Genomic DNA, 19,988 nt, shown 5'->3' with positions numbered 1-19,988 from the left:
CAACTTAAACTATTGGTTATTATGAAAAGACTATTACAATTCGCATTAATGCTGGTATTGGTATCGGCGAATGCACAGGAAAAGAATTACCCTTATGTTGCTGCTGGTTTCGATTTGCGAAACGCAGCTCTCGGAAGCAAGCCGACAGGAAACAAGCCCGAATTGGACTACCAGCTGAAAGCAGGAGCGATTTACAATAACGTTGAGATCGGAATCCAATACGAGGCATTTCCCGCGATCGATTACAAGCAGTATAGCGTCTACGCAAACTATGTTTTTCCGATTGACAAAAAGGTATCAATTTCAGCCGGACTTGAAGCCGGAAGCATAATCCGAGAGGGTAATTCAAACTTTCTTTTTTATGGCGGCAATACGGAATTGCGCTATGATATCCATCCTTTTGTAATCGGAGCTCAGCTCAATTACAAATACCGTTCTGACCTTACATATCTGTATGACCTCGACAAGAGAGAATTTAAAGCCTCAGTTGCAATCAATCTTTACTACAAATTTAAATAGCATGATATACGAATTTAGAATAACAGTAACTGTTTCCGGCGAAGTAACTGAACAGGAAGCTTTAGAATTTGTCGGTTTTAATGTTGGAGCAATTTCTTCAATGAAATCAAGCAATCCGCTTTATGACGATGATAATGATGCAGAAGTACTGGATATTGAAATAAATTAATTATAATTATGTGTGGTTCTTCAACTGTTTTTAATCTCGACTGCATGGAAGTCATGCGCAATTACCCTGACAATCATTTTGATATTGCAATTGTCGATCCGCCATACGGAATCAACGCACCCAATATGAATATGGGAACCCACCTTACTCGGAAGGGAGACGGATACCCAGGCGAATCCGTCGCAATGAAGCTGAAAAAAGGGAGGCTTAATTCAAGGGGGGGCAAATTAAAAAACAGGAACCTAAATACTTCAATTATCCATTGGGATTATGAAAAGCCTGGCAGAGAATATTTTGATGAGCTGTTCAGGGTGTCAAAGCATCAGATTATTTGGGGAGGCAATTACTTTGACCTACCGCCGACGCGCTGCATCATCTGTTGGGATAAGCTCCAGCCATGGGATAACTTCTCGCAATGGGAAATGGCTTGGACTTCGTTTGACAAGCCTGCAAAGATGTATCGCATTTCAAACACCGGAGGAGGGAATAAGGAAAAGAAGATACACCCGACGCAAAAGCCGGTTGAATTGTATGATAAGATTTATAATGATTTTGTTGCTGAAGGAATGAAAGTGCTTGATACTCATCTTGGCTCAGGAAGCCATCGTATTACTGCTTTTAAGTTTGGCACTATTGAATTTACTGCTTGTGAAATAGATGGAAGTTACTTTGCTGATGAGCAAGAAAGATTTGAAAATTTCAAGAAGCAATTGCGTTTGTTTATTTAACTAAATAATTTTAATGAAAATACTAGTTCTATTTTCAAGAGGGAAGGACAGCCTATCTAGTGGCTTTAGCTTTTATGTTATTTAAGCACTGTCAGGAAAAATAGGTGTTACTGTTGGTAGGTACTTCCGGGTTTTAACTAATTTAAGCTTTATGCAATTATTGTTTATTCTTTCTAAAGCATTTAGAAACTCAGAAGTATCTAAAAAGTAACTAGGGTATGCTTTTTTTAATGACTTAAAGGATGTCGCCGAAACTAGTACTACTGCATTTTTAGTATTGTCAATGGATTTCTCTAATCGTAAATAGTTTTCTGTTGCAAGATTATATTGTGATTTGGTGTAAACGTTCAGTGTGACTCCTTTTTGAACAACATCAATATTAAGCAAGTAGTAGTCTCCCGGAAATTTTTGTTCTTCCAAATGGTTAGTTGTAACACGCAAGGCTTTTAAAGTATCAATAAAATTCAATTCTTTACACATGTCATAGCAAGATATCATAAGTTCTTCCATTGTTGTATTTTCATGAATTTCAAGAACCGGTAATTTCTCTTTAAGCGCAAACAAAGAGCTTACTATTTTGAAAAATTCTAGCCACTCATCAGGTCCCTGGCTTGATTTTAATGAGGTTTTAGTTATGATTCCGGCCGTTTCAACAGCTGTTGCCCAATAGTGCTGCAGCTTTGTCCTTATCTGCAATTCGACCTGCAATCCATTATATTTGTCTACAGAAGAATTATATTTATAGATGTAATGAACGCCTCTATAGCCGGATGTTTTTGGCATCGAAACGTAGTCTTTTGTTTTGTCAAATAACCTTTTGTATGATTCGTTTTCAATATATTTTTTGAGCTTGAATAAGTCTTTAGAGTCTTTTAGCACAATACGAAATCCTCCAATATCTTGCATTCGTCCTAAGCCCATCTTGGGATTAAGGTCTAATTTATATTCAATAGAGGTCAGCCTCTTGAGTCTTTGGGAAATCAAGTAAGGCTCAATCCGATTTCTTTCTAATGTTTTTACTAGCCTACGTTTAAGCACTTTTAACGGCTGTAGGTGATTGGTCCTCCAGTCGTTAATCTTATTTAATGCCTGGTTAATTTCATCGGCTGACTTAGATGTCAGGAGTGTGTTGCCGGCTTTAGTGATTTCATATTTTGAATACATCATATATTTTCCGATTGCCTTTAATTCAAAATGAATTAGTTCTCTTACAAACTTATCAAGACATAATACAAAAGTCCAAATTTAGTCTATGAATAGCTCAAAAATACGTTAAATTGACATTCTGAAAACGTTTTCATAACATAATAGGGCGTAATTTGCAATTTGCTATAAATCAAACAGTTGTCAATTAGCATATATTTAATAAATTATAAGACCATTGACACTATATATTTATCAATTTACTATTGCAATTAACTCTTTCAATAGGTTAAATTAACCTTTTTTTGGCCTGATTGAATCATAAAAATCATTAAATTTGTTAAAGAAAAAAATATTAATAAGAGTTTTATTTAGTCAAAAACATCGACGAAATACATTCATATGCCATTCAAATGTTAAAATATGGTGCATTTCATCGATTTTAACATTCAATTCATATTTTTTTTATAATATTACCAAGTACAAAAACAAATTGGATATTTTTAAGCGTTCATGTGGTCAATAATGGCATGATTTTGGTTTATAAATATTTGATTTTTTTTTATTTTTATTTGTAAATAAAAAAAGTATCTTTGCACCCCGGTAATAAGCGATTAAACAAAACTATATAAAATTAAAAATGAGCACATTAACAGATTCAAAAGACTTAAAGTCATTGTACGACTACTTCGAAAGAAATAGTATTGAGTTCTCTGTTGATAACAATCCATCACCAGAGAAGGTAAGTAGGATTAAGCAAGCTATTGAAAGAAAAAACGAATTAATTGACGCTTCGATTAAGGCATTTAAGAACACGATAAGATCGAAAGCCTAATTTTCTATGCTTGACTACAAGAAGGAATCCATTTATGGAATAGCTGTATATTCTTTTACGACAGACAACAATATTTATTACCAAGTTACATTTGAGGAAGATTTAGACCCAAGGTCAGGAAGATTTAAGGTCGATTTGCAAAACCTAAATGGAGGCAGTGAATTAGCTGTTGATCATAACGTCAAGCATACTGTATGCGAATGTATAAAAGATTATATTACTGAATTTCCCGACCGTGAAATTTATTATGAAATAGACCTTACCCATAAAAGAAACATTTCCAAGCTTAAAAAATTTTTACATTGGGCAACAAGCCATAAAAATTATTCATGCAAGGTTGAAGTTACGACCGGGTCATCAGAAGATGGCGAAATAATTTATGCGGAAGTACTCATAAAGAAAAAAAAAAACCACCACTTAGGTGGTTTTTTTTGCAATATACTTTTGCAATTATTTCGTAGATTAGGCAAATGAATACAAGAACAATATACTCGATACTTCTTTCAGAAAATCTAGAGCTGCCGGAACTGGATAATGACGACCTAAACATAATTGTTCCAAAGATGGTTTTGCAGGAACTGAAGACCGGCAATCCAAAGGTAGTTGACTGCTATGCAAGCGAACAATATGGAGACATCAATTCTGCGGATTATATCGACCCGATCGAACAGGACGAGACTATCATCGAGATCGTTGCATCTTTTAAGGTAGGATTTGAAAGAAGAGAATTTCCGAGAAACGAAAAATTGATATTGCAGAAGGTAATTGCGCAATTTGAAAACAGCAAGGCTTTTCTTGATATCGTCTGGAGCGTGAAAGGAGGCAGGTACACCCGACAGCATATCCTTTTTGAGAATATGCCTGTGGATATCTGCTAGAAAAGCTGGCCCTGAAACGGTCCGATAGGCTCTGCAATCAGCTCTATCTCTTTCCTGCTGTGATAGGATGCAAGCGGATCGCCGTCCAGCCAAAGCTTTTCTTCATCCCTCTGTAAGACTACCGGCATTCTTTTTTTTGTATTGTGGATTTCGGCCATAAGCTCGTTGGCTTCTGTAGTAAGTATCGAAAAGGTCTTGATATCGTCGATAGGGCTGTATATTCCGGCTAATGCGAATGGCTGGCCGTCTTTAGTATAAATCCTATGCTTGATCTTTTCCTTTCCAATATGCTTCCATTCGTAAAATTCGCTTGCCACTACCAGGCATCTGTTGCCGATGCTGTTCCTGAATGAGTTTTTTTTCTCGATACCCTCAATGCGTGCGTTAAGCGTATTTGCATCTTCCCGGAAACCTTTTATGTTATCAGCTGCAAATGCCGGAACAAGACCCCATTGCGCGGCCTCTATTATCTTTGGGCTTGCATCCGAAATGATGGGAGTGTACGGATTTGCAAAGCCGTTGAAATCTCCGATCTCGAAAATATCCTCGTCAGATTCAACTAGGGCATCGAACCTGGCTTCAAGTTCTTTTTTTGATTTGAGCTGAGCATAGAAGAAACACATAATTAGCAGTTTTCGCAGTTGATTGTTATTAGGTCGCTCCAGCGGCTCGTGTATGACGGCGAAAGCCTTTCCCTTCTCATCTTCCATTTTCTTTTGAGGCTCTGAGCCCCGAACCTGATCTTTGTATTCCCGATCTTCCTGTTCAGCCTGTCAATCACCTTCAATACGTCTTGGTGCTTCGGGTTCTCGCCTCCGAAAATTTTCATCTGATAGCAGTCGGCCGGAGTTATGGACCCGACCATGACGCCTGCCTTTTTGTAGTCGATGCCCTGCTTGAAAGCCATATCAAGCGCGATCAAGGCAAGCCTGTTTATCTCGAAAGTCGAATTGGTGGGAAATTCTGTCTTGATCCGTATTCTTTTCGCGTATTGCGGCAGGTCTTCCCTGAATGGGTTGGACCATAATACGACATCTATCGAATTCGCATGCAGCTTATCGTTTCTAAGCTTCTCGGCCACCGTTCCAGCAAAGGTCGATATCCTTTCGCGAAGGTCCTCCTTATCCCTGAGCATCCTGTCAAAGCTCCTGTTACAGGCAATGTTCTGTTTCGGCTTTACTTCCTCGAAATCAATAGAGCTGATTCCTTGAAGGTCATGCTTCAGCCTGAGCCCGACAACCGACATATTGTGCCTCACCCAGTCGTCTGACATCTGCGTAAACTGGTAGGCGGTCCTGACATTCAGCGCCAGCAGCTTTTTAGCATGCTGCCTGCCGATTCCCCAAACATCGCCTATCTCTAACCATTTCAGGGCCTTTATCCTTTTTTCTTCAGTATCGATCACATAGGCGTTGGCTGTGCGGTCCGGAAACTTCTTTGCGATCCGGTTTGCAATTTTTGCAAGAGCCTTTGTCGGGGCTATGCCGATTGAAACGGGTATGCCCGTGCATTTCATCACGCGCCTGTGTATGTTCCTGCCATATTCCAGTAGGTCGTAATTTTCAAAGCCGATAAATTTCAGGAATGCCTCATCAACGGAATAGACTTCCATATCAGGCGTGAACTCTGCAAGGGTAGACATCACTCGCTTGGACATATCGCCGTACAATGCGTAATTGCTTGAAAACACATGGACATTGTTTTTCTCAAATTCTTCCTTGAACTGGTGCGCAGGCGCACCCATCGGAATATACGGCTTGCACTCGTTCGATCTTGCAATGACGCAGCCGTCATTATTTGACAGGATAGCGATCGGCTTTCCTATCAGCGACGGGTCAAATACGCGCTGGCAGCTGGCGTAAAAATTATTGCAGTCTACAAGTGCAAACATTACCTGAAAGATTTGATTACGTTTATTACGATGCCCCAGATTATAAGCTCGTTTTCGGAAGTAACCTTGATAGGGGCATACTGCTCGTTCTGTGCGACGAGCCAAACAATATCTTTTTCTATCATAATGGTCTTTACAGTGAACTCGCCGTCCAGGTAGCATACTGCAATATCTCCGTTTTTCGGCTCAAGCGATTTGTCGATTACCATGATATCGCCGTTTGATATTCCTGCATCCTTCATGGAGTTGCCTTTCACCTTGGCATAGAATGTCGCGCTTGGGTGCTTTATAAAAGTCGCGTTGAAATCAAGCTCGTTCTCTAGGAAATCTTCTGCCGGAGAAGGAAACCCGGCAGAAACCCCGCCATCGACAAAAGGCAGGCTCATCATCGTCTCGGTGCTTGCCGTGTAAAATTCCATGGTTTCGCTTTCATGCATCCTTATCACTTTCATAATTCATATTTGAATACAAAACTATCTAAATTCTGAACACTTTTTTTCATGCCTGCACACTATTAACATTTAATGTAGGAAATCTCACAACCGCAAAAAAGAATTGCAAAACTGGGTTGCAATTTCGTGTCGAATCGCGTCGAATCACAGCAAACCGCGTCGAATCACGTCGAATCGCGTCAAACTGACGCACCTTATTTTTTTTATCCGCTTCATTTGTTCCATAAAAGAGGTTATGAGCGAAGCGGACATCTTGAACTATAGGGAAATAAAATCAGGATCAGAATATGATCACCTGATACCGAAAGGCCAATGCGTAAGCCAATACAAGGGAAAAGGCATGACGGATTTCTCAATCAACCAGATGAAAAGCGTTGTCGAGGAATATTCATGGCAGGCAGAAGACCTGGCAGTCGTATTAGAGAAGGAAACGCTCGAAAAGACGGCGATTGCAATACATGATTTCCTGTACAGCCATTTCCAGTACCATGCAGACCAGGAAGACCAGTTTTTAAGGACGCTGGCGTGCAGCTGGCACGACCGCAAAAACGGGATCGACTGCAAGAGCTATTCGATAATCGCAAGCTGCATACTGGCAAGCCTCGGCATAAGGCACTCGATAAGAAAGATCAAGCAGGCTGACTGGCAGCCCTCGGAATGGACCCATGTGTACGTGATAGTGCCGAAGGACCAAAAGACGGGAAAGACGGACAAAGGATATTACACGATCGACGGTACGCTGGCCACGATGCAAGAGCCGGCAAGAATTGATAAAAGTGATTTAGATATGAGCTTACCACACTACGTACTTAACGGAACAAGGACACACCCGAACCAAGGGCTCAACGGCTTTGAGTTCGGAGACGTGAAAAACCTGCTTTCGAGCATAAGCTGTATCGGAGGCACTGCCTTTGACGCGCCAAAGCTCAACGCCAACATGAACGCCATCACCACTTATTTCAACGACACGATCGCTGAAATGAATGCTGCGATCACGGCACGGAATTACGAGGCGCTATCGACACAGATAAACGAATTCTACGGATCGGCAAAGATGTTCGTTACCGGGTATGAGAACAAGAAGCGCGAGAAAAGCTGGAACTCATGCTCCAGCAGGAATTTCGACGCGGCAATCAAGATCAGCAAGTTCTATAGAGACACGGTAGGCGCAGGACTGACGGCATACCTTGACAAATATTTCACCAAAGGAGCGGCAAACGGCTCAGTAGTTTTCAAGCACCCTTCGACAGCCACCGAAAGCATAGGACTGTGGCTGCACAACGTGAATCTGACTGAGCCAAAATATACATGGTCCGTAAAGACAGGAGTATTACTGATACCGGCTTTCGAGATCACGCCATACGCGGCAGAGAATATCAATTCGCCTGCCTCATTCAATACGGCGCAGTTCTTACAGGGGCTTTCCAATATCATTTCTTCTGTCTCACCAAACAACGGCGGCGGAAACCAAGCAGGAAACGGGCAGTCCGGCAACGGACAGGGCACGGGCGGCGGGATCATTCCCGTAGACAAAAGTACCTCTCAGGCAGGCTTCGGAATAGTCGGCTGGCTGTTTGTAGCGATAGGAGTGGGTTACGCCTTTACGCAGATGAAAGACCAGCCGTCTAAACAAGCAAAAACACCTAACACGAAATAATATGCTACCAGCAGCGATAAACAGATTACCCGCAAAATCATATCCAGGCACAGGCCTAAACGGCTGGTTCGGCAGGCTGATGAAAAAGCTTGTCAATGCGGCAATTAGTATTATTGATTCTGTTCCTATCATAGGACCAGCAGTAGCTAGCGAGTTACGTAATTTAGTTCAAGACTGGACTAATCCAGCGGATCCCAATAATGGCTGGTGGAATCGCGGCACTGTAGAATACGAGCCGACCGCATCTGAAGAAGTGATACTTACAAAGTGGAATACGGAAAAATTTTCGCCATTCTACAAAAAGCTTGCGGAAGGATTGTCGGCCGCATTGCAGCAGCAGGATTTTGCAGCTCAGCTGACGGGCATCAATGCGGCACTTAACAAGATGTGCGTAGTAAGAAGCTATTTCATGAATAACGAAATGGTAGGGCTTTCGGCAAATGCGATCGCCTGGCGACTGTCGCTGATCGACGAGCTGCTCAACCCGATAGAAGATATAATCGAAAACGCGGTATCGTCTGCAAATCTTGCAAGCGTGCAGGTGTCGGTTGCAATTACGGATTTTTCGCCTTATGCGCCATTGATAACAGGCAGCAGCGCATCTTATGCGTGCTTCAACTACCTGGGCGGGAACGCGGCACAGAATCAGACATTCCTGCCGGTAGGAACGACGCCAACGGCGCCTGTCCAAAACCAGGAGCCGGTAAAGCCGATCATCAAGATACCGGCAACGGTAAAACAGCCGATTACAGAAACTCCCAAAAAGAAAACAAATATCTGGGCGATTCTAGGCTTCGGCGCGCTTGCATACTACCTGCTGTCACCGGACGGCAAGAAGAAAAACAAAGACAAGTAAAAACAATTATAAATAAAAATTAGAAACAATGAAAGTAGGGAAACCATCAGGAAACGATGTGAAAAACGCCGCCTCAGTTGCTGGTGGTGTTGTTGTCGGATCAGCCGTATCTAACGGCGTTTTCTCAGTCATCCATGACGAGGAAAAAGCGATTGCGGATGCTGCCGAGAAAAAGAAGCATGACAATATGGGGCTTCTGAAAAGAGGCGCGCTTGTTGTCGTGGGCGGCGGATTAGGCGCGGCCATCAAGAGCAACGACGTAGTGAGCCTTCTTGTAAAAGGAGTATGCTACGGTATTGCAGGACAGCAGGGCTACGCGATCGTAAAATCTTTGGCAGGGAAAAGCACTGCGGTACAGAAAATGGCTGCGTCGGGCGACAAGCTCCAGCGCGCTATTGCTAAATCTGTCGGGCTAGGCTGCGCATGTGGCGACAAGGTGCAGGCATATCCTGCCTATCCGATGAACGGCCGAAGAAAAAAGAGAGGCATGGGAATGATCATGCCGGCAATTGGCGCATATAGCGATATGGCTCCGTCAGGAAGATTTGGAGAAAGCGCAAACGCTTTTGACAATGCTATCGGAACAGGCCAGGCGCTCGTTGCACTTTAGCGGAACCAAAAAAGGATAATCAATAAAATAAAAAATTATAAAAATTTAAAAATCACTGTAAAATGAAATCAAATTCAAGTTTAACATTGCAAGAAATTTTAGCTTTTAAAGGAGCTATCCAGCCTGGCACTAGCTTGCCTATCTCAAATAACAAGGCAATCAAGTCCGTAACGCATTACTGGACGGGATTTCTTAACCAATTGGTTAACGGAGAAATCGTCCTTTCAAAATATCAGGATGCAATTGGCGAAAGATCGCTAAAAGGAAATACCATCCCGACCGGTACAGATTTTTTTGCAACTGAAATTCGTGTGACATTCGATACTACTGCCGGAGTTCAGGCGGCAGGTATCTTGACGGCATCTTTTGGAAAGACGGCAGCGCCTGAAATTTTCAAGAATGGAGAGCTGATCATAAACCAAGGAGCAGACCTTTTAAGAACTTCCGGATCTGACGTCTCGAACTTCAAGGCTGTTTCAGGGGATGACTACATTTTCAGATCAGTAGTCCCTTTCAACCTGCGTCCTGACGTGATCTATTCTATCAAGGCCGCTTTAGCAGGAGCTGCAGCCGTAGATCAAGCTTTTAAGGTTGAGATCAGAGGCTTTGAGTTTGTAGATACAGACCGCGCATAGTTTTAGTTTAGTTGAGTTGTAATTGAAAAAGCCAAGTCGCAAAGGCTTGGCTTTTTTTAATCAAAAAAAAAATAACATGAGTACTAGATCGACAATTGAGCATATAGTTCCCCTTACGGTTGCAGCAGGCTCTACCAGCAACAAAGAAAGATTTGAGCTGCCGGCAGGCAAGATATTGGGCTGCATGATCTACAAGGGAGAATTGAACAATACGGGTTTCGTGAGGGCTTCAATCAAGAACGTCGGCGGCGAGTTCATTTCGGAACTCCAGCACATCGACAATTACAGAAGCAGAGAGGCATCCTATGTGGACGGCATCAAGCCCTTGCAGATTGAAGGGGGAAAGACCTACACCTATGAGGTGCTTGCTACGGAAGCATTTACTGGCGACTTCCTGACGGAACTGATTTTCGTTTACGAGAATCTTAACAAAGAATGCAATATCTAACAACCCATGACAGCAACATACAACAGCGAGAATATCACGGAAAAAAGGAAGGTAAGGGAAAAAGGGCTTACGAGCCTTACGCTTGCCAACCATGGAACGACGGACGTTCTGTTTACCATAACAAACGTTACCCGTACGCTTCCTGCGTTCGATCCTTTGGTCCATTTGGCGCCGCCGAAATTCGATATCGATGGCGACGGCTTTCCGTTCGAGATCGAGATGACTGTTGATTTTGCTACCAAGGTCGGAGGGCTTGCAATAATGGATTATAGAAAAACAAAAGAATGTTAATCATGAAGCAACTGAGTAACACAATATCAAGATTAAAATCAGATCCCCTTAATGCAGTAACGGTAACTGACAAGGACACCCTTATCAAGGTCGTCACTGATGCAACCGGAGCAGCACTTGAAGAAAGTTACGGAAGCGTAGAAGGCTTTTTCGAGTGGATGCACGGGCAGGGAATCAACAGGCTTCTGATCAGGGACCGCCGCAAGAACGGCAGCGGCTTCAAGGCAGTCGGCGAATACCATGCCGACCTTATGGACAGGAACGGCAGCGATACGATCCAATCTGCCGCAACAACCCAGCCGCAGCAAAGCCCCGTCATGCATAAGGCTGTTCCGATGCAGGATATGTTCGGTTTCGGAATGAACGGAATGGCAGGCCTAAACATGGTCGACGTTGCCTACAAGATGCAGGACCATAGCAGGCTGTTTCAGGAAAACCAAGAACTGAAGGTAAAAGTTGGAGTGCTGGAAGCAGAAAACAAGAAGCTTGAAAAGGAAGTGCTGACAAATGAGCTTGTCGGAACCAAGACGGTCGAAAAGACCAAGGCAAACAATGAGCTTGCGCAGACTTTCGCGCCGCTCCTTTCCCTTGTCGCCCAAAAGTTCCTTACCCCGCAAGAAGCGATTGCGACTGCCGGACTGTCGGGAGCAAACGCTACGCCAGTGCAGCAGTATTTCATCGGCCTGGCACAGAACGCAGACGAGAATTTCTTGAATGACCTTGCCCTGCTTATCAAGGGAATGGCCGAAAAGCCTGATTTTGACGCAGAACTGAACGAGCTTATGATCAAGCACAACCTAACAACCGTATAACTATGCCTAGCAAAATCACAGAAATATCTATCGTAGCACAAATTAAAGATTGGTGCAAAAAGGGTAAAAATAACTGTCCAAATGATTTGAATGTTTCTCTTTTCGTAAGAGAGATTATTCCAGTTTTAGAAAGTTATGAATTAAGAATCTCTCTTTTAGAAGAGGAATTACTGAGGCTAAACAAAAACAATAATAAGGATGCCTAGCAAAATTATCAATGTAGAACTAAAGGTCGATGCGGACACGCCGCACCGCCTGAAAGACAAGGAAACGCTTTTAAGAGCAATCTCAAACCTCGAAGCCGAGGACCAGCAGAGAATCATCGATATCGCAAAGAACCCGAAAGCCCTGGCGGCACTAAAAGAAAACTGGACATTGCTTAAAGGAATGTTCGCTTAACAAGACAAGAATGGCAGCACCAGCAAATACAAAAGGCAAAAATAATGGCATGAGTAATCCTGCGGCTTTGGTTGTTGCTTCACCAGCAGGACAAAATGCCATTAAAAAAAGCGCGGAAACTCAGGCAGAGGTCGTCAAGCAGACGGCTTCTGTCATTCCGTTCGTGCTAAAGACATTATTTATCCTAGGGGTAGGCTATGTGGCCTACCGCGTATGGTCCGACCGCTTTATAAGGCTGAAGGAAATTTCAAGATACGGAGCCTCTAATATTACGGATTCACAGGCGCAGACAAGGGCGGATGCTATCTATGCATCAATCGGATGGGTTTCTAACGATTTCGACAACGTGAAATTGCAGCTTGCCGGACTTAACTATAATGCGGTCGTGAAGGTTTACAACGCATTCGGAGAGCGCAGGGGTACCCTGCTTGCAGGAAACCTTACTCTTTTCGAGTGGCTTAAAAATCAGTTCTCGTCGGCGCAGATGGCCGAGCTTCGATTCCTTATACCTGGCTTTTTCTAAAACAGAACCTTATGACACAGACACAAAAAAATTACCTGATATACGGAGGCGGCGCTTTAGTCCTTATTGTGGCTGCCTATTATGCTTTCAAGCCAAAGGACGGCGGCTCAGATACGGACCCTACAGGAAACGGCAATACTGTTCCCGATACTGGAAAGTTTGACCCGTTTGTAACGGCAACGACATTGTGGAAGGCGATGTATCAGAGCGGAACAAACGAAAACATGATTTTTGCCGCCCTGAAAAACGTCAGCCAGGCGCAGTTTGCGCAGGTGATTCAGAAATTCGGACAGTTGAAATATAACCCGACGCTGGGCAATCAGGTAAACCTTAACCCGTTTTCCGACCTTGACCGCTACGATCTCCAGTTTTGGCTGGAGAACGAACTGTCTGAATCAAGCTACGAGACACTGAGACTGAAATACCCTAATTACCTATAGCCATGAAAATAGTAACCGGAAGAATTTACGCAGATGGAGATTACAACGGACTGCCTGGCGTAGACGTGACAGAGGTAGGAACGGCAAACGGCACGACGACCTCAAACAACGGCTCTTTTACGCTTGTCGCATCATCGCCCGCATCCCTGATAAGGTTTTCGCACTTGGGATTCAAGGACCAGGTTATCGCAGCCGGAACCTTCAGCCAGTTCGTGAACTTGGTACCGGCAGATATCGACCTTGAGCCGGTAGAGATAACCGGACAGAAGAAGCCAAACCTGTTCCTTATAGTCGGAGGTACCGCCTTGGCAGTATGGGCGCTCACTTCATTTTTCAAGCAGAAACCGCAAAAAGTAAAAATCAATGGCTAGATCATACCTGAACAGAACGGACCTGCCGAGAGGATTGAGAAACAACAATCCGGGCAATATCAGATATTCGGCCGCAAACGACTGGGTGGGAAAGATACCTTTCTCTCGCAATACGGATGCCGGAAAGACTTTCGAGCAGTTCCAGTACCTGCACCAAGGAATCAGGGCAAAGATGGTGCTGATCTATAACAAGATCGCTCAGGGCACCAACACCATCGAGAAGCTGATTACTGTCTATGCCCCGCCGATCGAGAACAACACGGCAGCCTATATAAAGCAGGTAGCATCGATGGTCGGCTATGCGGCAAACGTTCCTATCGAGCTGACGGCAGAAAGCCTGATTTCGCTCTGCAAGGCTATCAGCTATGTCGAAAACGGCTCCAGCTATTCCAGTTTCGTGACAGACCAGGACTATGCCGATGCGATCGCGATATTCGACAGGCCGCTAAAAAAAAAAAAGCAGCAGCAACACGACAAAAATAATACTGGGCGCACTTGCCGCCATAACGCTAATTAAAATCTTTTCAAATGTCAGGAATAGTAATAGTGCCAAGAAATAACGGACCGCAGGAACCTCAAAGCATCACATGGCGCGAGCAGTTCCTGGGCTATTATGCGGACGAGAGCAGCTTTATGATGCTCTTTACGATTTTTTCCAGCCTGACAGTCGCAAGCAACGAGAATGTGATCCTGAGTCTGGTAAGGCTTTCTTACAATGCCGAGACTGACGTGACACGCCAGTACTTCGAGCGCTATAAGTGGGCAAAAGGCGAAGGCGAGTTTTCGCCGATCGGAAATGTCGTGATCGGTACGGATATCATCTTCGAGAGTTCCAACCTTATCGCATCGGCAGCCGATGTCAACCTTGCAAATACCGTTTTCAGAAACCTTGGAAATATTTCTGCCGATACGGCTTTTGTCGAGACTATCAATTTCGACCCTGAAGGACTTGACCTGTCAGATGTTACAAAGACCTATCTTATCCAGTTCGGTCAGGACGGCAAGACGCATCTTTACGTTTTCAGAGGCGCTGACAGCTCGCAAGGGTTCGGCATCTACGGCTTCGGGCAAAAGCAATGCGTAGAGGCCGACTTCAACAAATACTCGGATTCAGGCGAGCTGCCTGACGACGGCTCAACGCCTGCATTCCAGATAAAAGGCGAATTTGCAAACAATACCGAAGCCCTTTTTGCTGGCTTGGAAGCAGGCGACATATATCAGCTGCCTGCCTCGGCAGATATCACCCTGCTGGCAGTAGTGACTGCCGTTCCTGAACCTCCGATAATGTTCATCGCCCTGACATTCGATGATATCGAGGAACGAGCTGCCAATATGGGAGTAACGGAACTTGAAAACGCAGCGCAATGGAATGCTGCAATCAATAATTGGAATACCGGAGAGGGCAACGTGAATTTTACGACTTGTTTCGTAGACGGCAACAGCGTTCAGCTTGGCGGTAATAATGAGGCAGCAACCTACTTGGATTTGCAGGAAGCAGGGCTTACGAATATAGAAATCTCGACGCTACCTAACCTTGAATATGTCGATATCTCGCACAACAGCATCGAAAGCGAAATATACTGGAGCATCTATGAGAACCTATCGACCGTGATCGCTAACAACAATCTCATGAAGAACATGGACGTCTCGGCAAATGCAAATCTTATTTCGCTTGACTGCTCATTTAACGACATGAGAAACCTGAATATAGGTACGCCTAGCCTTGAGATATTCAACTGCGAGAGCAACCCTCTTTTAGGCGCTATCATCGGACTTGACCAGTGTACAGGCCTTGTAAATGTTAGGGCGGCAGTATGTTCTTTAGGAGCGTTCGACGGTTCGGCTCTCGTGGCGCTGCAAGAATTAAGGATCAGGAATAACCAGCTTGTCAACCTATTCTTGGAAAACAGCCCCGACCTTACATATCTAGCCGCGAATGACAATCTTATAAATGATATCGGGCCGCTGTCTATCATAAAGGACGGCGTAGCGATCAACCTGAGAAATAACCTTCTGCCTGAGGCAGAAATAGCAACGATACTGAATTACCTGAATGATAACGGAATAATGCCGGCAAGCCTAGACATGAACGGAACAGGCAACGAGGCGGTTACGGGTGCCAACCTTGTGCTTTATAATGATCTATTAACCGACGGGGTAAATGTATCCTGCAATATTTAGATATATGGATCAATCTACATTGGCAATGTTACTAGGCGGATTAAATGTTATCCAGCTTCTTACATACATTCTTACGATCAGGAGCCAGCTTAAAAAAGAAAGGGCAGGCGCAAAAATAGAGGAGGCAAACAGCGTCGAAAAATCGCAGGCAATTTATGACAAGCTCACCGAAAGGCTTAACAAGGAACTGGAAACGCTTTACGGAAAGCTTGACAAGAATGAGACCACGATGGAAAAGCAGAATATAACCGTCGCAACATTAAACCTGACAGTAGGACAGCAGAAGACAGAAATCGAGATGCTGCACAAGCTGGTCAAGGGCTACCAGGAAAAATGCATAAACTGTTCTAACAACTCTACAAAAAGATGAAAAAACTAAGCATAGGCACGAAATGCGCAATCTATTGGATTGCAGCACTATTTATGATGTATGGCTTTTCGCTTATCCTTGTCTCGTGCAAGGCGAAGCAGAAGCCGTTGGTAGAAAAATCAGAAACAGTCATAAATAATAGCGAGAGTTCGCAAGTAAATACGATGCTTGAGAGAAGCAAGGCTATCAATGACAGCCTTTTTCTTCTGATCGGCCAGCTTAAGACAGCAAAGCCGGAATGCGATTCTGTATGCAACGAGGCGTTGCAGCGGCAGCTTGAAAGCTTCAATAGCAAAAAGAAATCCGGAGGCAATGAGTTCGGGGCTTACTATGACAAGTATAAAAAGATGCTGGTACTTTATGCGGCGCTGGAAGAAACGATATCGCAGAGAAAAGACAGCGTAAGGACAGTAATCAAGGAAAAGACAGTATATCAAGAAAAGCCTGTCCTGGTTCCGGCCGTATGGTCAAGATGGGAGAAGTTCTTTTACTGTACCGGCCTTGTTTTTTGGCCGCTCGTCATCTTGTTTCTAGGCTATCGCTTCAGCAAGATTTTCAGGCCATGAAAACAAAGACAATAATCATATCATTAACAATACTGGCAATCATTCTTATCATGACAAAAAAAGCATTTGCCGCACCTACGGCATCAAAAAAAATCAGGGGCTGCGATCCTTTCGGCTGCGGAAGCTTTGGAGCGGGCAGGGGAGAACGCAAGCACCAAGGAGAAGATTTTACGGTAAGTCCGGGAGAAAGTATCTTTTCGCCTATTTCAGGAACGGTAACGCGCTTTCCTTTTCCTTATGGAAATGATCTGAGCTATACCGGAATAGAAATCAAGAACTCAGAGCATGAGATAAAGATTTTCTACATGACGCCTACCGTAAAGATAGGACAGGCGATTGCAGCCGGCCAGGTTATCGGCAAGGCGCAGGATATCGCCAAGAAATACGGCGCTTCGATGACTAACCATATTCACGTTGAGCTGAGAGACAAGAAAGGAACCCTGTTGCAGATTTCAAATTTTATCTAGTATGAAAACCAAGACAATATTGATAGGATTAGGAGTTGCAGTCGTCGGGCTGGCAATCCTAGGCGCGGCCAAGGTCAAGAACCTGGCCGATATTTTTGACAAGATGAGCATCAAGCCGGTCGGGATCAGAAAGATATCCTTTCTTAACCTTTCGTCTACAAAATTTAATTTGGACGTAAGGCTGGTCAATCCGACAAACCAGGCATTTTCGGTCAATGGAGTTGTGGCAACGCTGACAAGGCTCGTCATCTATTACAAGGGCAAGTACCTGGCAGAGGCAGACCTGAACATAAGCGAGATCGAGGTTCCGGCTAACGGTTCTGTAGTCATATCGGATATTCCGGTCACGGCCGACAACCTTGCTGCCTTGGAAGTCCTTTTCGACTTCGGCAACCTGAATATGAAAAACTTGGAGATTACGGCAACCGTATCGGCATTAGGAATCGAATACCAAATATAAAAAGGAAATATGAAATCGGTAGACAGCTTCAACGGACTAAACGGAAGAAAAGCAACGAGAGAGGAAATTGCGGCGCAGATTGTTCTTGCAGGGAAGCAGGAGCAATATCATATTGCGGCAAAGCTCCAGCAGGTACTCGATTCCTATCCTGAAAGCAAGGAGTTTTATTTCGATATCGAAAACCCGGCCTGCGAGATCGTGAGCAGGTCATCTTTGGAGTGCCTGGACTGCGAAGCCGTTGCCGAAGAATTTGCAGGGCTCGGAAAGGCAGTTTCGCCGACAGAAATCTATGATATGATTTCTGCTAGGATGAAAGACATGATCAAGGAGGCGAACGCATACGGCTACGAAAAAAGATGGGAAGGGCAGTTTTACGGATCGGGCTACCTGGTACCGTTCAATTTCTCGACCAAGAAAAGATACAGGGGCGTAAACGTCCTTCTCCTTACGGAGTTCGGAATCCTGAGCAATCCCTTCTTTATGACATTCAAGCAGGTCGAGGAAATGAAAGGCAAGGTTAGAAAAGGGGCAAAAGGCTTTCCGGTCGTGTACTTTACTGAGCTGTATAAGGTGGTAGACGTTAAGAGAGAGATTGATTTCGGTTCGTACAGCAAAGAAAAAGCGCTGAAGTTTGCCGATGAGAACGGCATCGACGCGAAGGAAGTCTATAAGATACCGATACTCAAATATTACAACGTATTTAACGGAAAGGACATCGAGGATATTGATTTCGATCTTGAAAATTTCAAGGTAGGATATATCGAAAAAGAAATACCGTCAGACGAAGAAAAAAGGATGCCGATACCCGAAGCGATATTGAAAAACTATCCTTCGCCGGTGCCTCCATTGAGGTTTGGGGGCGACCGCGCGTATTATTCGCCAAGCCATGACCATATACAGATGCCCTACCTGTCGGACTTTGAGACCGTGCAGGACTACTATCGTACGCTTTTCCACGAGATCGGCCACAGTACCGGGCACCCGAAAAGGCTAGACCGCGATTTCTCCGGCAGGATGAAAGGAAGCGCGGCGGAAAAAAAGAAATATGCTTTTGAGGAACTGATCGCCGAATGGTCGGCTACCTTCCTGAGCGCAGAAGCCGGCATTATATGGCACAACAATATAAACCATGCGGCATACCTCAAGAACTGGAACCTGGCATTGACGCATATCGAAAACGATAACCGTTTCGTAATGCGCGCCTGCACGGAAGCGCAGAAAGCGGCAGACTACATATTGCAGCTTGACGAAAACGGCGACCCTCTTTATTTCAATGACATCAAGAAAATTACCGAGGAAATAAAAAAAGAGGAAAAGCCAAAGAAAACAGCAAAAGCAAAGCAAAAAGCAGAAGAAATCGAGACAGAAGCCGAAATAGTCGCTCCTGTTAAGCCTAAAGCACAGAAAAGCCAAACAGTGCAGCCAAGAAAAGAAAGTCCGGCAGAACGCAGAAACGCAAAAAATAAGAAGACAAAGCCTGAAAGCGGACAGATGGCGCTATTCGGAACAAAGCCCGAATCAACAAGCGAAGCAATCCAGTCCGATTCGAAAAAGGATTTTGTTCCAGGCTCGCTGGCACACGAACTCTCAAAACCCGCACAGGCTTACGAGTATTACGATATAAGGGATGCAGAGATATCTGAGTTTCTTGGAAGGATAGAAAAGAAAAAACGCGAGAGCCTGGCCATTACCCTCGCCGGCGGCCAAGGCTCTATGAAGACAAGAATGCTGTTTCGCATGATGAATGCTTTCGGACAGAATTACAGATGCGGCCACGCCTCAATTGAGGAACATCCGCAGAGTGCAATCTATAAGTCGAAAGTAGACCAGTATCTGAACCAAAAGGCAAAGGAAAATATTTTCGCTCCTGAAATTGGAAGCATTGAGGACCTTCATGCTCTTATCGAGCAATGCGATGTTGTCTTTATCGACAGTTTCCCGAAGCTTCAGGAAATGTGCAGGGGGTTCGAGCTGGACAAGGACCTGCGCAAAAAATATGACGGTAAGCTGTTTGTGGTTATCTACCAGCTGACGGGCGACGGAAAGATGAGAGGCGGATCAAAATCGCAATTTGACGGCGACATCATACTGCTTACAGAAGCATTTCCCGACTACACGCGGAATGTTGTCTATGCGAACAAGAACAGATACCAGGACAGGCCGCTGCATGAGCTAAAATATAACATCTATAAGGGAAAAATAGAAAAAGAAGCACCAAAAGAGATTGCCGTGCCAAAAGAGACAGCTTTTTCATTCGACGTATTAGAGTATTGAATTAACCAAAAAT

Annotated in this window: 28 protein-coding genes; 24 read left to right on the top strand and 4 right to left on the bottom strand. The window is 44.2% G+C overall.

All coding sequences use genetic code 11. The features are described from left to right. Positions 1-21 precede the first annotated feature (21 nt). The 3 genes from OLM56_RS17345 to OLM56_RS17335 are packed head-to-tail and all read left to right on the top strand — an operon-like array spanning position 22 to position 1,416. Positions 22-519 carry a hypothetical protein gene (locus tag OLM56_RS17345; RefSeq protein WP_264527873.1) on the top strand — a complete coding sequence of 166 codons (498 nt, stop codon included), beginning with the start codon at positions 22-24 and terminating at the stop codon, positions 517-519. Between the two features lies 1 nt (position 520). Beyond that, a complete protein-coding gene (locus OLM56_RS17340; protein ID WP_264527872.1) occupies positions 521-688 on the top strand; it encodes a hypothetical protein in 168 nt (55 codons plus the stop codon). An 8-nt stretch (positions 689-696) separates the two neighbouring features. Then, positions 697-1,416 (top strand): DNA methyltransferase, encoded by a 720-nt coding sequence (locus OLM56_RS17335; protein ID WP_264527871.1) that lies wholly within the window; start codon positions 697-699, stop codon positions 1,414-1,416. A gap of 81 nt (positions 1,417-1,497) precedes the next feature. Here the strand turns inward: OLM56_RS17335 and OLM56_RS17330 are convergent, their stop codons facing one another. Then, entirely contained in the window at positions 1,498-2,583 is a 1,086-nt protein-coding gene (locus OLM56_RS17330) for a RelA/SpoT domain-containing protein (protein WP_264527870.1), read from the bottom strand. A gap of 817 nt (positions 2,584-3,400) precedes the next feature. Here OLM56_RS17330 and OLM56_RS17325 point away from each other — a divergent pair. After that, on the top strand, positions 3,401-3,868 hold the full coding sequence (locus tag OLM56_RS17325) for a hypothetical protein (protein ID WP_264527869.1): 468 nt from the start codon (positions 3,401-3,403) through the stop codon (positions 3,866-3,868). Next, positions 3,865-4,272 (top strand): hypothetical protein, encoded by a 408-nt coding sequence (locus tag OLM56_RS17320; protein WP_264527868.1) that lies wholly within the window; start codon positions 3,865-3,867, stop codon positions 4,270-4,272. Before OLM56_RS17325 ends, OLM56_RS17320 begins: the two co-directional genes overlap by 4 nt. On the opposite strand, the gene OLM56_RS17315 is transcribed toward OLM56_RS17320, so the two are convergent. The 3 genes from OLM56_RS17315 to OLM56_RS17305 are packed head-to-tail and all read right to left on the bottom strand — an operon-like array spanning position 4,269 to position 6,615. Further along, positions 4,269-4,895, bottom strand: a complete 627-nt coding sequence (locus tag OLM56_RS17315; RefSeq protein WP_264527867.1) for an SOS response-associated peptidase — start codon at positions 4,893-4,895, stop codon at positions 4,269-4,271. The genes OLM56_RS17320 and OLM56_RS17315 overlap by 4 nt on opposite strands. A gap of 2 nt (positions 4,896-4,897) precedes the next feature. After that, positions 4,898-6,163 carry a Y-family DNA polymerase gene (locus OLM56_RS17310; RefSeq protein ID WP_264527866.1) on the bottom strand — a complete coding sequence of 422 codons (1,266 nt, stop codon included), beginning with the start codon at positions 6,161-6,163 and terminating at the stop codon, positions 4,898-4,900. After that, entirely contained in the window at positions 6,163-6,615 is a 453-nt protein-coding gene (locus OLM56_RS17305) for a LexA family protein (protein ID WP_264527865.1), read from the bottom strand. The genes OLM56_RS17310 and OLM56_RS17305 overlap by 1 nt, the downstream gene beginning before the upstream one ends. A 235-nt stretch (positions 6,616-6,850) precedes the next feature. Between OLM56_RS17305 and OLM56_RS17300 the strand changes: the two genes are divergently transcribed. From OLM56_RS17300 to OLM56_RS17210, 19 genes are all read left to right on the top strand, one after another. Continuing rightward, positions 6,851-8,272, top strand: coding sequence for a hypothetical protein (locus tag OLM56_RS17300; protein ID WP_264527864.1), 1,422 nt, complete (start codon positions 6,851-6,853; stop codon positions 8,270-8,272). A gap of 1 nt (position 8,273) precedes the next feature. After that, a complete protein-coding gene (locus OLM56_RS17295) occupies positions 8,274-9,128 on the top strand; it encodes a hypothetical protein (protein ID WP_264527863.1) in 855 nt (284 codons plus the stop codon). Between the two features lie 28 nt (positions 9,129-9,156). After that, the gene (locus OLM56_RS17290; protein ID WP_264527862.1) at positions 9,157-9,738 is read left to right on the top strand and encodes a hypothetical protein; all 582 of its coding nucleotides are present in this window, start codon (positions 9,157-9,159) and stop codon (positions 9,736-9,738) included. 62 nt (positions 9,739-9,800) lie between these two features. Then, entirely contained in the window at positions 9,801-10,373 is a 573-nt protein-coding gene (locus OLM56_RS17285) for a hypothetical protein (protein WP_264527861.1), read from the top strand. Positions 10,374-10,449: 76 nt separating this feature from the next. After that, on the top strand, positions 10,450-10,821 hold the full coding sequence (locus OLM56_RS17280) for a hypothetical protein (RefSeq protein WP_264527860.1): 372 nt from the start codon (positions 10,450-10,452) through the stop codon (positions 10,819-10,821). A 6-nt stretch (positions 10,822-10,827) separates the two neighbouring features. After that, on the top strand, positions 10,828-11,112 hold the full coding sequence (locus tag OLM56_RS17275) for a hypothetical protein (RefSeq protein WP_264527859.1): 285 nt from the start codon (positions 10,828-10,830) through the stop codon (positions 11,110-11,112). Positions 11,113-11,114: 2 nt separating this feature from the next. After that, positions 11,115-11,924, top strand: coding sequence for a hypothetical protein (locus OLM56_RS17270; protein ID WP_264527858.1), 810 nt, complete (start codon positions 11,115-11,117; stop codon positions 11,922-11,924). Positions 11,925-11,926: 2 nt separating this feature from the next. Further along, the gene (locus tag OLM56_RS17265) at positions 11,927-12,130 is read left to right on the top strand and encodes a hypothetical protein (RefSeq protein ID WP_264527857.1); all 204 of its coding nucleotides are present in this window, start codon (positions 11,927-11,929) and stop codon (positions 12,128-12,130) included. After that, positions 12,123-12,323 carry a hypothetical protein gene (locus tag OLM56_RS17260; RefSeq protein ID WP_264527856.1) on the top strand — a complete coding sequence of 67 codons (201 nt, stop codon included), beginning with the start codon at positions 12,123-12,125 and terminating at the stop codon, positions 12,321-12,323. Before OLM56_RS17265 ends, OLM56_RS17260 begins: the two co-directional genes overlap by 8 nt. A 10-nt stretch (positions 12,324-12,333) precedes the next feature. Then, positions 12,334-12,846, top strand: coding sequence for a hypothetical protein (locus tag OLM56_RS17255; protein ID WP_264527855.1), 513 nt, complete (start codon positions 12,334-12,336; stop codon positions 12,844-12,846). Positions 12,847-12,857: 11 nt separating this feature from the next. Next, positions 12,858-13,286 (top strand): hypothetical protein, encoded by a 429-nt coding sequence (locus tag OLM56_RS17250; protein ID WP_264527854.1) that lies wholly within the window; start codon positions 12,858-12,860, stop codon positions 13,284-13,286. Between the two features lie 2 nt (positions 13,287-13,288). Then, a complete protein-coding gene (locus tag OLM56_RS17245; protein ID WP_264527853.1) occupies positions 13,289-13,657 on the top strand; it encodes a carboxypeptidase-like regulatory domain-containing protein in 369 nt (122 codons plus the stop codon). Continuing rightward, positions 13,650-14,174 carry a hypothetical protein gene (locus tag OLM56_RS17240; RefSeq protein ID WP_264527852.1) on the top strand — a complete coding sequence of 175 codons (525 nt, stop codon included), beginning with the start codon at positions 13,650-13,652 and terminating at the stop codon, positions 14,172-14,174. The genes OLM56_RS17245 and OLM56_RS17240 overlap by 8 nt, the downstream gene beginning before the upstream one ends. Before the next feature lie 11 nt (positions 14,175-14,185). Beyond that, positions 14,186-15,838, top strand: coding sequence for a leucine-rich repeat domain-containing protein (locus OLM56_RS17235; RefSeq protein ID WP_264527851.1), 1,653 nt, complete (start codon positions 14,186-14,188; stop codon positions 15,836-15,838). Between the two features lie 4 nt (positions 15,839-15,842). Beyond that, a complete protein-coding gene (locus OLM56_RS17230; RefSeq protein ID WP_264527850.1) occupies positions 15,843-16,208 on the top strand; it encodes a hypothetical protein in 366 nt (121 codons plus the stop codon). Further along, the gene (locus tag OLM56_RS17225) at positions 16,205-16,774 is read left to right on the top strand and encodes a hypothetical protein (protein ID WP_264527849.1); all 570 of its coding nucleotides are present in this window, start codon (positions 16,205-16,207) and stop codon (positions 16,772-16,774) included. The genes OLM56_RS17230 and OLM56_RS17225 overlap by 4 nt, the downstream gene beginning before the upstream one ends. Continuing rightward, complete coding sequence (locus OLM56_RS17220) at positions 16,771-17,241, top strand: M23 family metallopeptidase (RefSeq protein ID WP_264527848.1); 471 nt, start codon at positions 16,771-16,773, stop codon at positions 17,239-17,241. Before OLM56_RS17225 ends, OLM56_RS17220 begins: the two co-directional genes overlap by 4 nt. A gap of 1 nt (position 17,242) precedes the next feature. Next, the gene (locus OLM56_RS17215) at positions 17,243-17,701 is read left to right on the top strand and encodes a hypothetical protein (protein WP_264527847.1); all 459 of its coding nucleotides are present in this window, start codon (positions 17,243-17,245) and stop codon (positions 17,699-17,701) included. Between the two features lie 9 nt (positions 17,702-17,710). Then, positions 17,711-19,975, top strand: a complete 2,265-nt coding sequence (locus OLM56_RS17210; protein ID WP_264527846.1) for an ArdC family protein — start codon at positions 17,711-17,713, stop codon at positions 19,973-19,975. The last annotated feature ends 13 nt before the right edge of the window (positions 19,976-19,988 follow it).

Origin of the sequence: Flavobacterium sp. N2550, from assembly GCF_025947265.1 — a bacterium.
Lineage (GTDB): Bacteria > Bacteroidota > Bacteroidia > Flavobacteriales > Flavobacteriaceae > Flavobacterium > Flavobacterium endophyticum.
This window is presented reverse-complemented; position numbering and strand designations above follow the sequence as displayed.

Excerpts from the sequence above, each read along its gene's own strand:
- OLM56_RS17295 (WP_264527863.1), top strand. The coding sequence starts at position 8,274 with ATGCTACCAGCAGCGATAAACAGATTACCCGCAAAATCATATCCAGGC.
- OLM56_RS17315 (WP_264527867.1), bottom strand. The coding sequence starts at position 4,895 with ATGTGTTTCTTCTATGCTCAGCTCAAATCAAAAAAAGAACTTGAAGCC.
- OLM56_RS17340 (WP_264527872.1), top strand. The coding sequence starts at position 521 with ATGATATACGAATTTAGAATAACAGTAACTGTTTCCGGCGAAGTAACT.
- OLM56_RS17230 (WP_264527850.1), top strand. The coding sequence starts at position 15,843 with ATGGATCAATCTACATTGGCAATGTTACTAGGCGGATTAAATGTTATC.
- OLM56_RS17215 (WP_264527847.1), top strand. The coding sequence starts at position 17,243 with ATGAAAACCAAGACAATATTGATAGGATTAGGAGTTGCAGTCGTCGGG.
- OLM56_RS17280 (WP_264527860.1), top strand. The coding sequence starts at position 10,450 with ATGAGTACTAGATCGACAATTGAGCATATAGTTCCCCTTACGGTTGCA.
- OLM56_RS17255 (WP_264527855.1), top strand. The coding sequence starts at position 12,334 with ATGGCAGCACCAGCAAATACAAAAGGCAAAAATAATGGCATGAGTAAT.
- OLM56_RS17330 (WP_264527870.1), bottom strand. The coding sequence starts at position 2,583 with ATGATGTATTCAAAATATGAAATCACTAAAGCCGGCAACACACTCCTG.
- OLM56_RS17300 (WP_264527864.1), top strand. The coding sequence starts at position 6,851 with ATGAGCGAAGCGGACATCTTGAACTATAGGGAAATAAAATCAGGATCA.
- OLM56_RS17240 (WP_264527852.1), top strand. The coding sequence starts at position 13,650 with ATGGCTAGATCATACCTGAACAGAACGGACCTGCCGAGAGGATTGAGA.
- OLM56_RS17310 (WP_264527866.1), bottom strand. The coding sequence starts at position 6,163 with ATGTTTGCACTTGTAGACTGCAATAATTTTTACGCCAGCTGCCAGCGC.
- OLM56_RS17270 (WP_264527858.1), top strand. The coding sequence starts at position 11,115 with ATGAAGCAACTGAGTAACACAATATCAAGATTAAAATCAGATCCCCTT.
- OLM56_RS17265 (WP_264527857.1), top strand. The coding sequence starts at position 11,927 with ATGCCTAGCAAAATCACAGAAATATCTATCGTAGCACAAATTAAAGAT.
- OLM56_RS17210 (WP_264527846.1), top strand. The coding sequence starts at position 17,711 with ATGAAATCGGTAGACAGCTTCAACGGACTAAACGGAAGAAAAGCAACG.
- OLM56_RS17335 (WP_264527871.1), top strand. The coding sequence starts at position 697 with ATGTGTGGTTCTTCAACTGTTTTTAATCTCGACTGCATGGAAGTCATG.
- OLM56_RS17320 (WP_264527868.1), top strand. The coding sequence starts at position 3,865 with ATGAATACAAGAACAATATACTCGATACTTCTTTCAGAAAATCTAGAG.
- OLM56_RS17345 (WP_264527873.1), top strand. The coding sequence starts at position 22 with ATGAAAAGACTATTACAATTCGCATTAATGCTGGTATTGGTATCGGCG.
- OLM56_RS17305 (WP_264527865.1), bottom strand. The coding sequence starts at position 6,615 with ATGAAAGTGATAAGGATGCATGAAAGCGAAACCATGGAATTTTACACG.
- OLM56_RS17275 (WP_264527859.1), top strand. The coding sequence starts at position 10,828 with ATGACAGCAACATACAACAGCGAGAATATCACGGAAAAAAGGAAGGTA.
- OLM56_RS17250 (WP_264527854.1), top strand. The coding sequence starts at position 12,858 with ATGACACAGACACAAAAAAATTACCTGATATACGGAGGCGGCGCTTTA.
- OLM56_RS17220 (WP_264527848.1), top strand. The coding sequence starts at position 16,771 with ATGAAAACAAAGACAATAATCATATCATTAACAATACTGGCAATCATT.
- OLM56_RS17260 (WP_264527856.1), top strand. The coding sequence starts at position 12,123 with ATGCCTAGCAAAATTATCAATGTAGAACTAAAGGTCGATGCGGACACG.
- OLM56_RS17325 (WP_264527869.1), top strand. The coding sequence starts at position 3,401 with ATGCTTGACTACAAGAAGGAATCCATTTATGGAATAGCTGTATATTCT.
- OLM56_RS17225 (WP_264527849.1), top strand. The coding sequence starts at position 16,205 with ATGAAAAAACTAAGCATAGGCACGAAATGCGCAATCTATTGGATTGCA.
- OLM56_RS17285 (WP_264527861.1), top strand. The coding sequence starts at position 9,801 with ATGAAATCAAATTCAAGTTTAACATTGCAAGAAATTTTAGCTTTTAAA.
- OLM56_RS17290 (WP_264527862.1), top strand. The coding sequence starts at position 9,157 with ATGAAAGTAGGGAAACCATCAGGAAACGATGTGAAAAACGCCGCCTCA.
- OLM56_RS17235 (WP_264527851.1), top strand. The coding sequence starts at position 14,186 with ATGTCAGGAATAGTAATAGTGCCAAGAAATAACGGACCGCAGGAACCT.
- OLM56_RS17245 (WP_264527853.1), top strand. The coding sequence starts at position 13,289 with ATGAAAATAGTAACCGGAAGAATTTACGCAGATGGAGATTACAACGGA.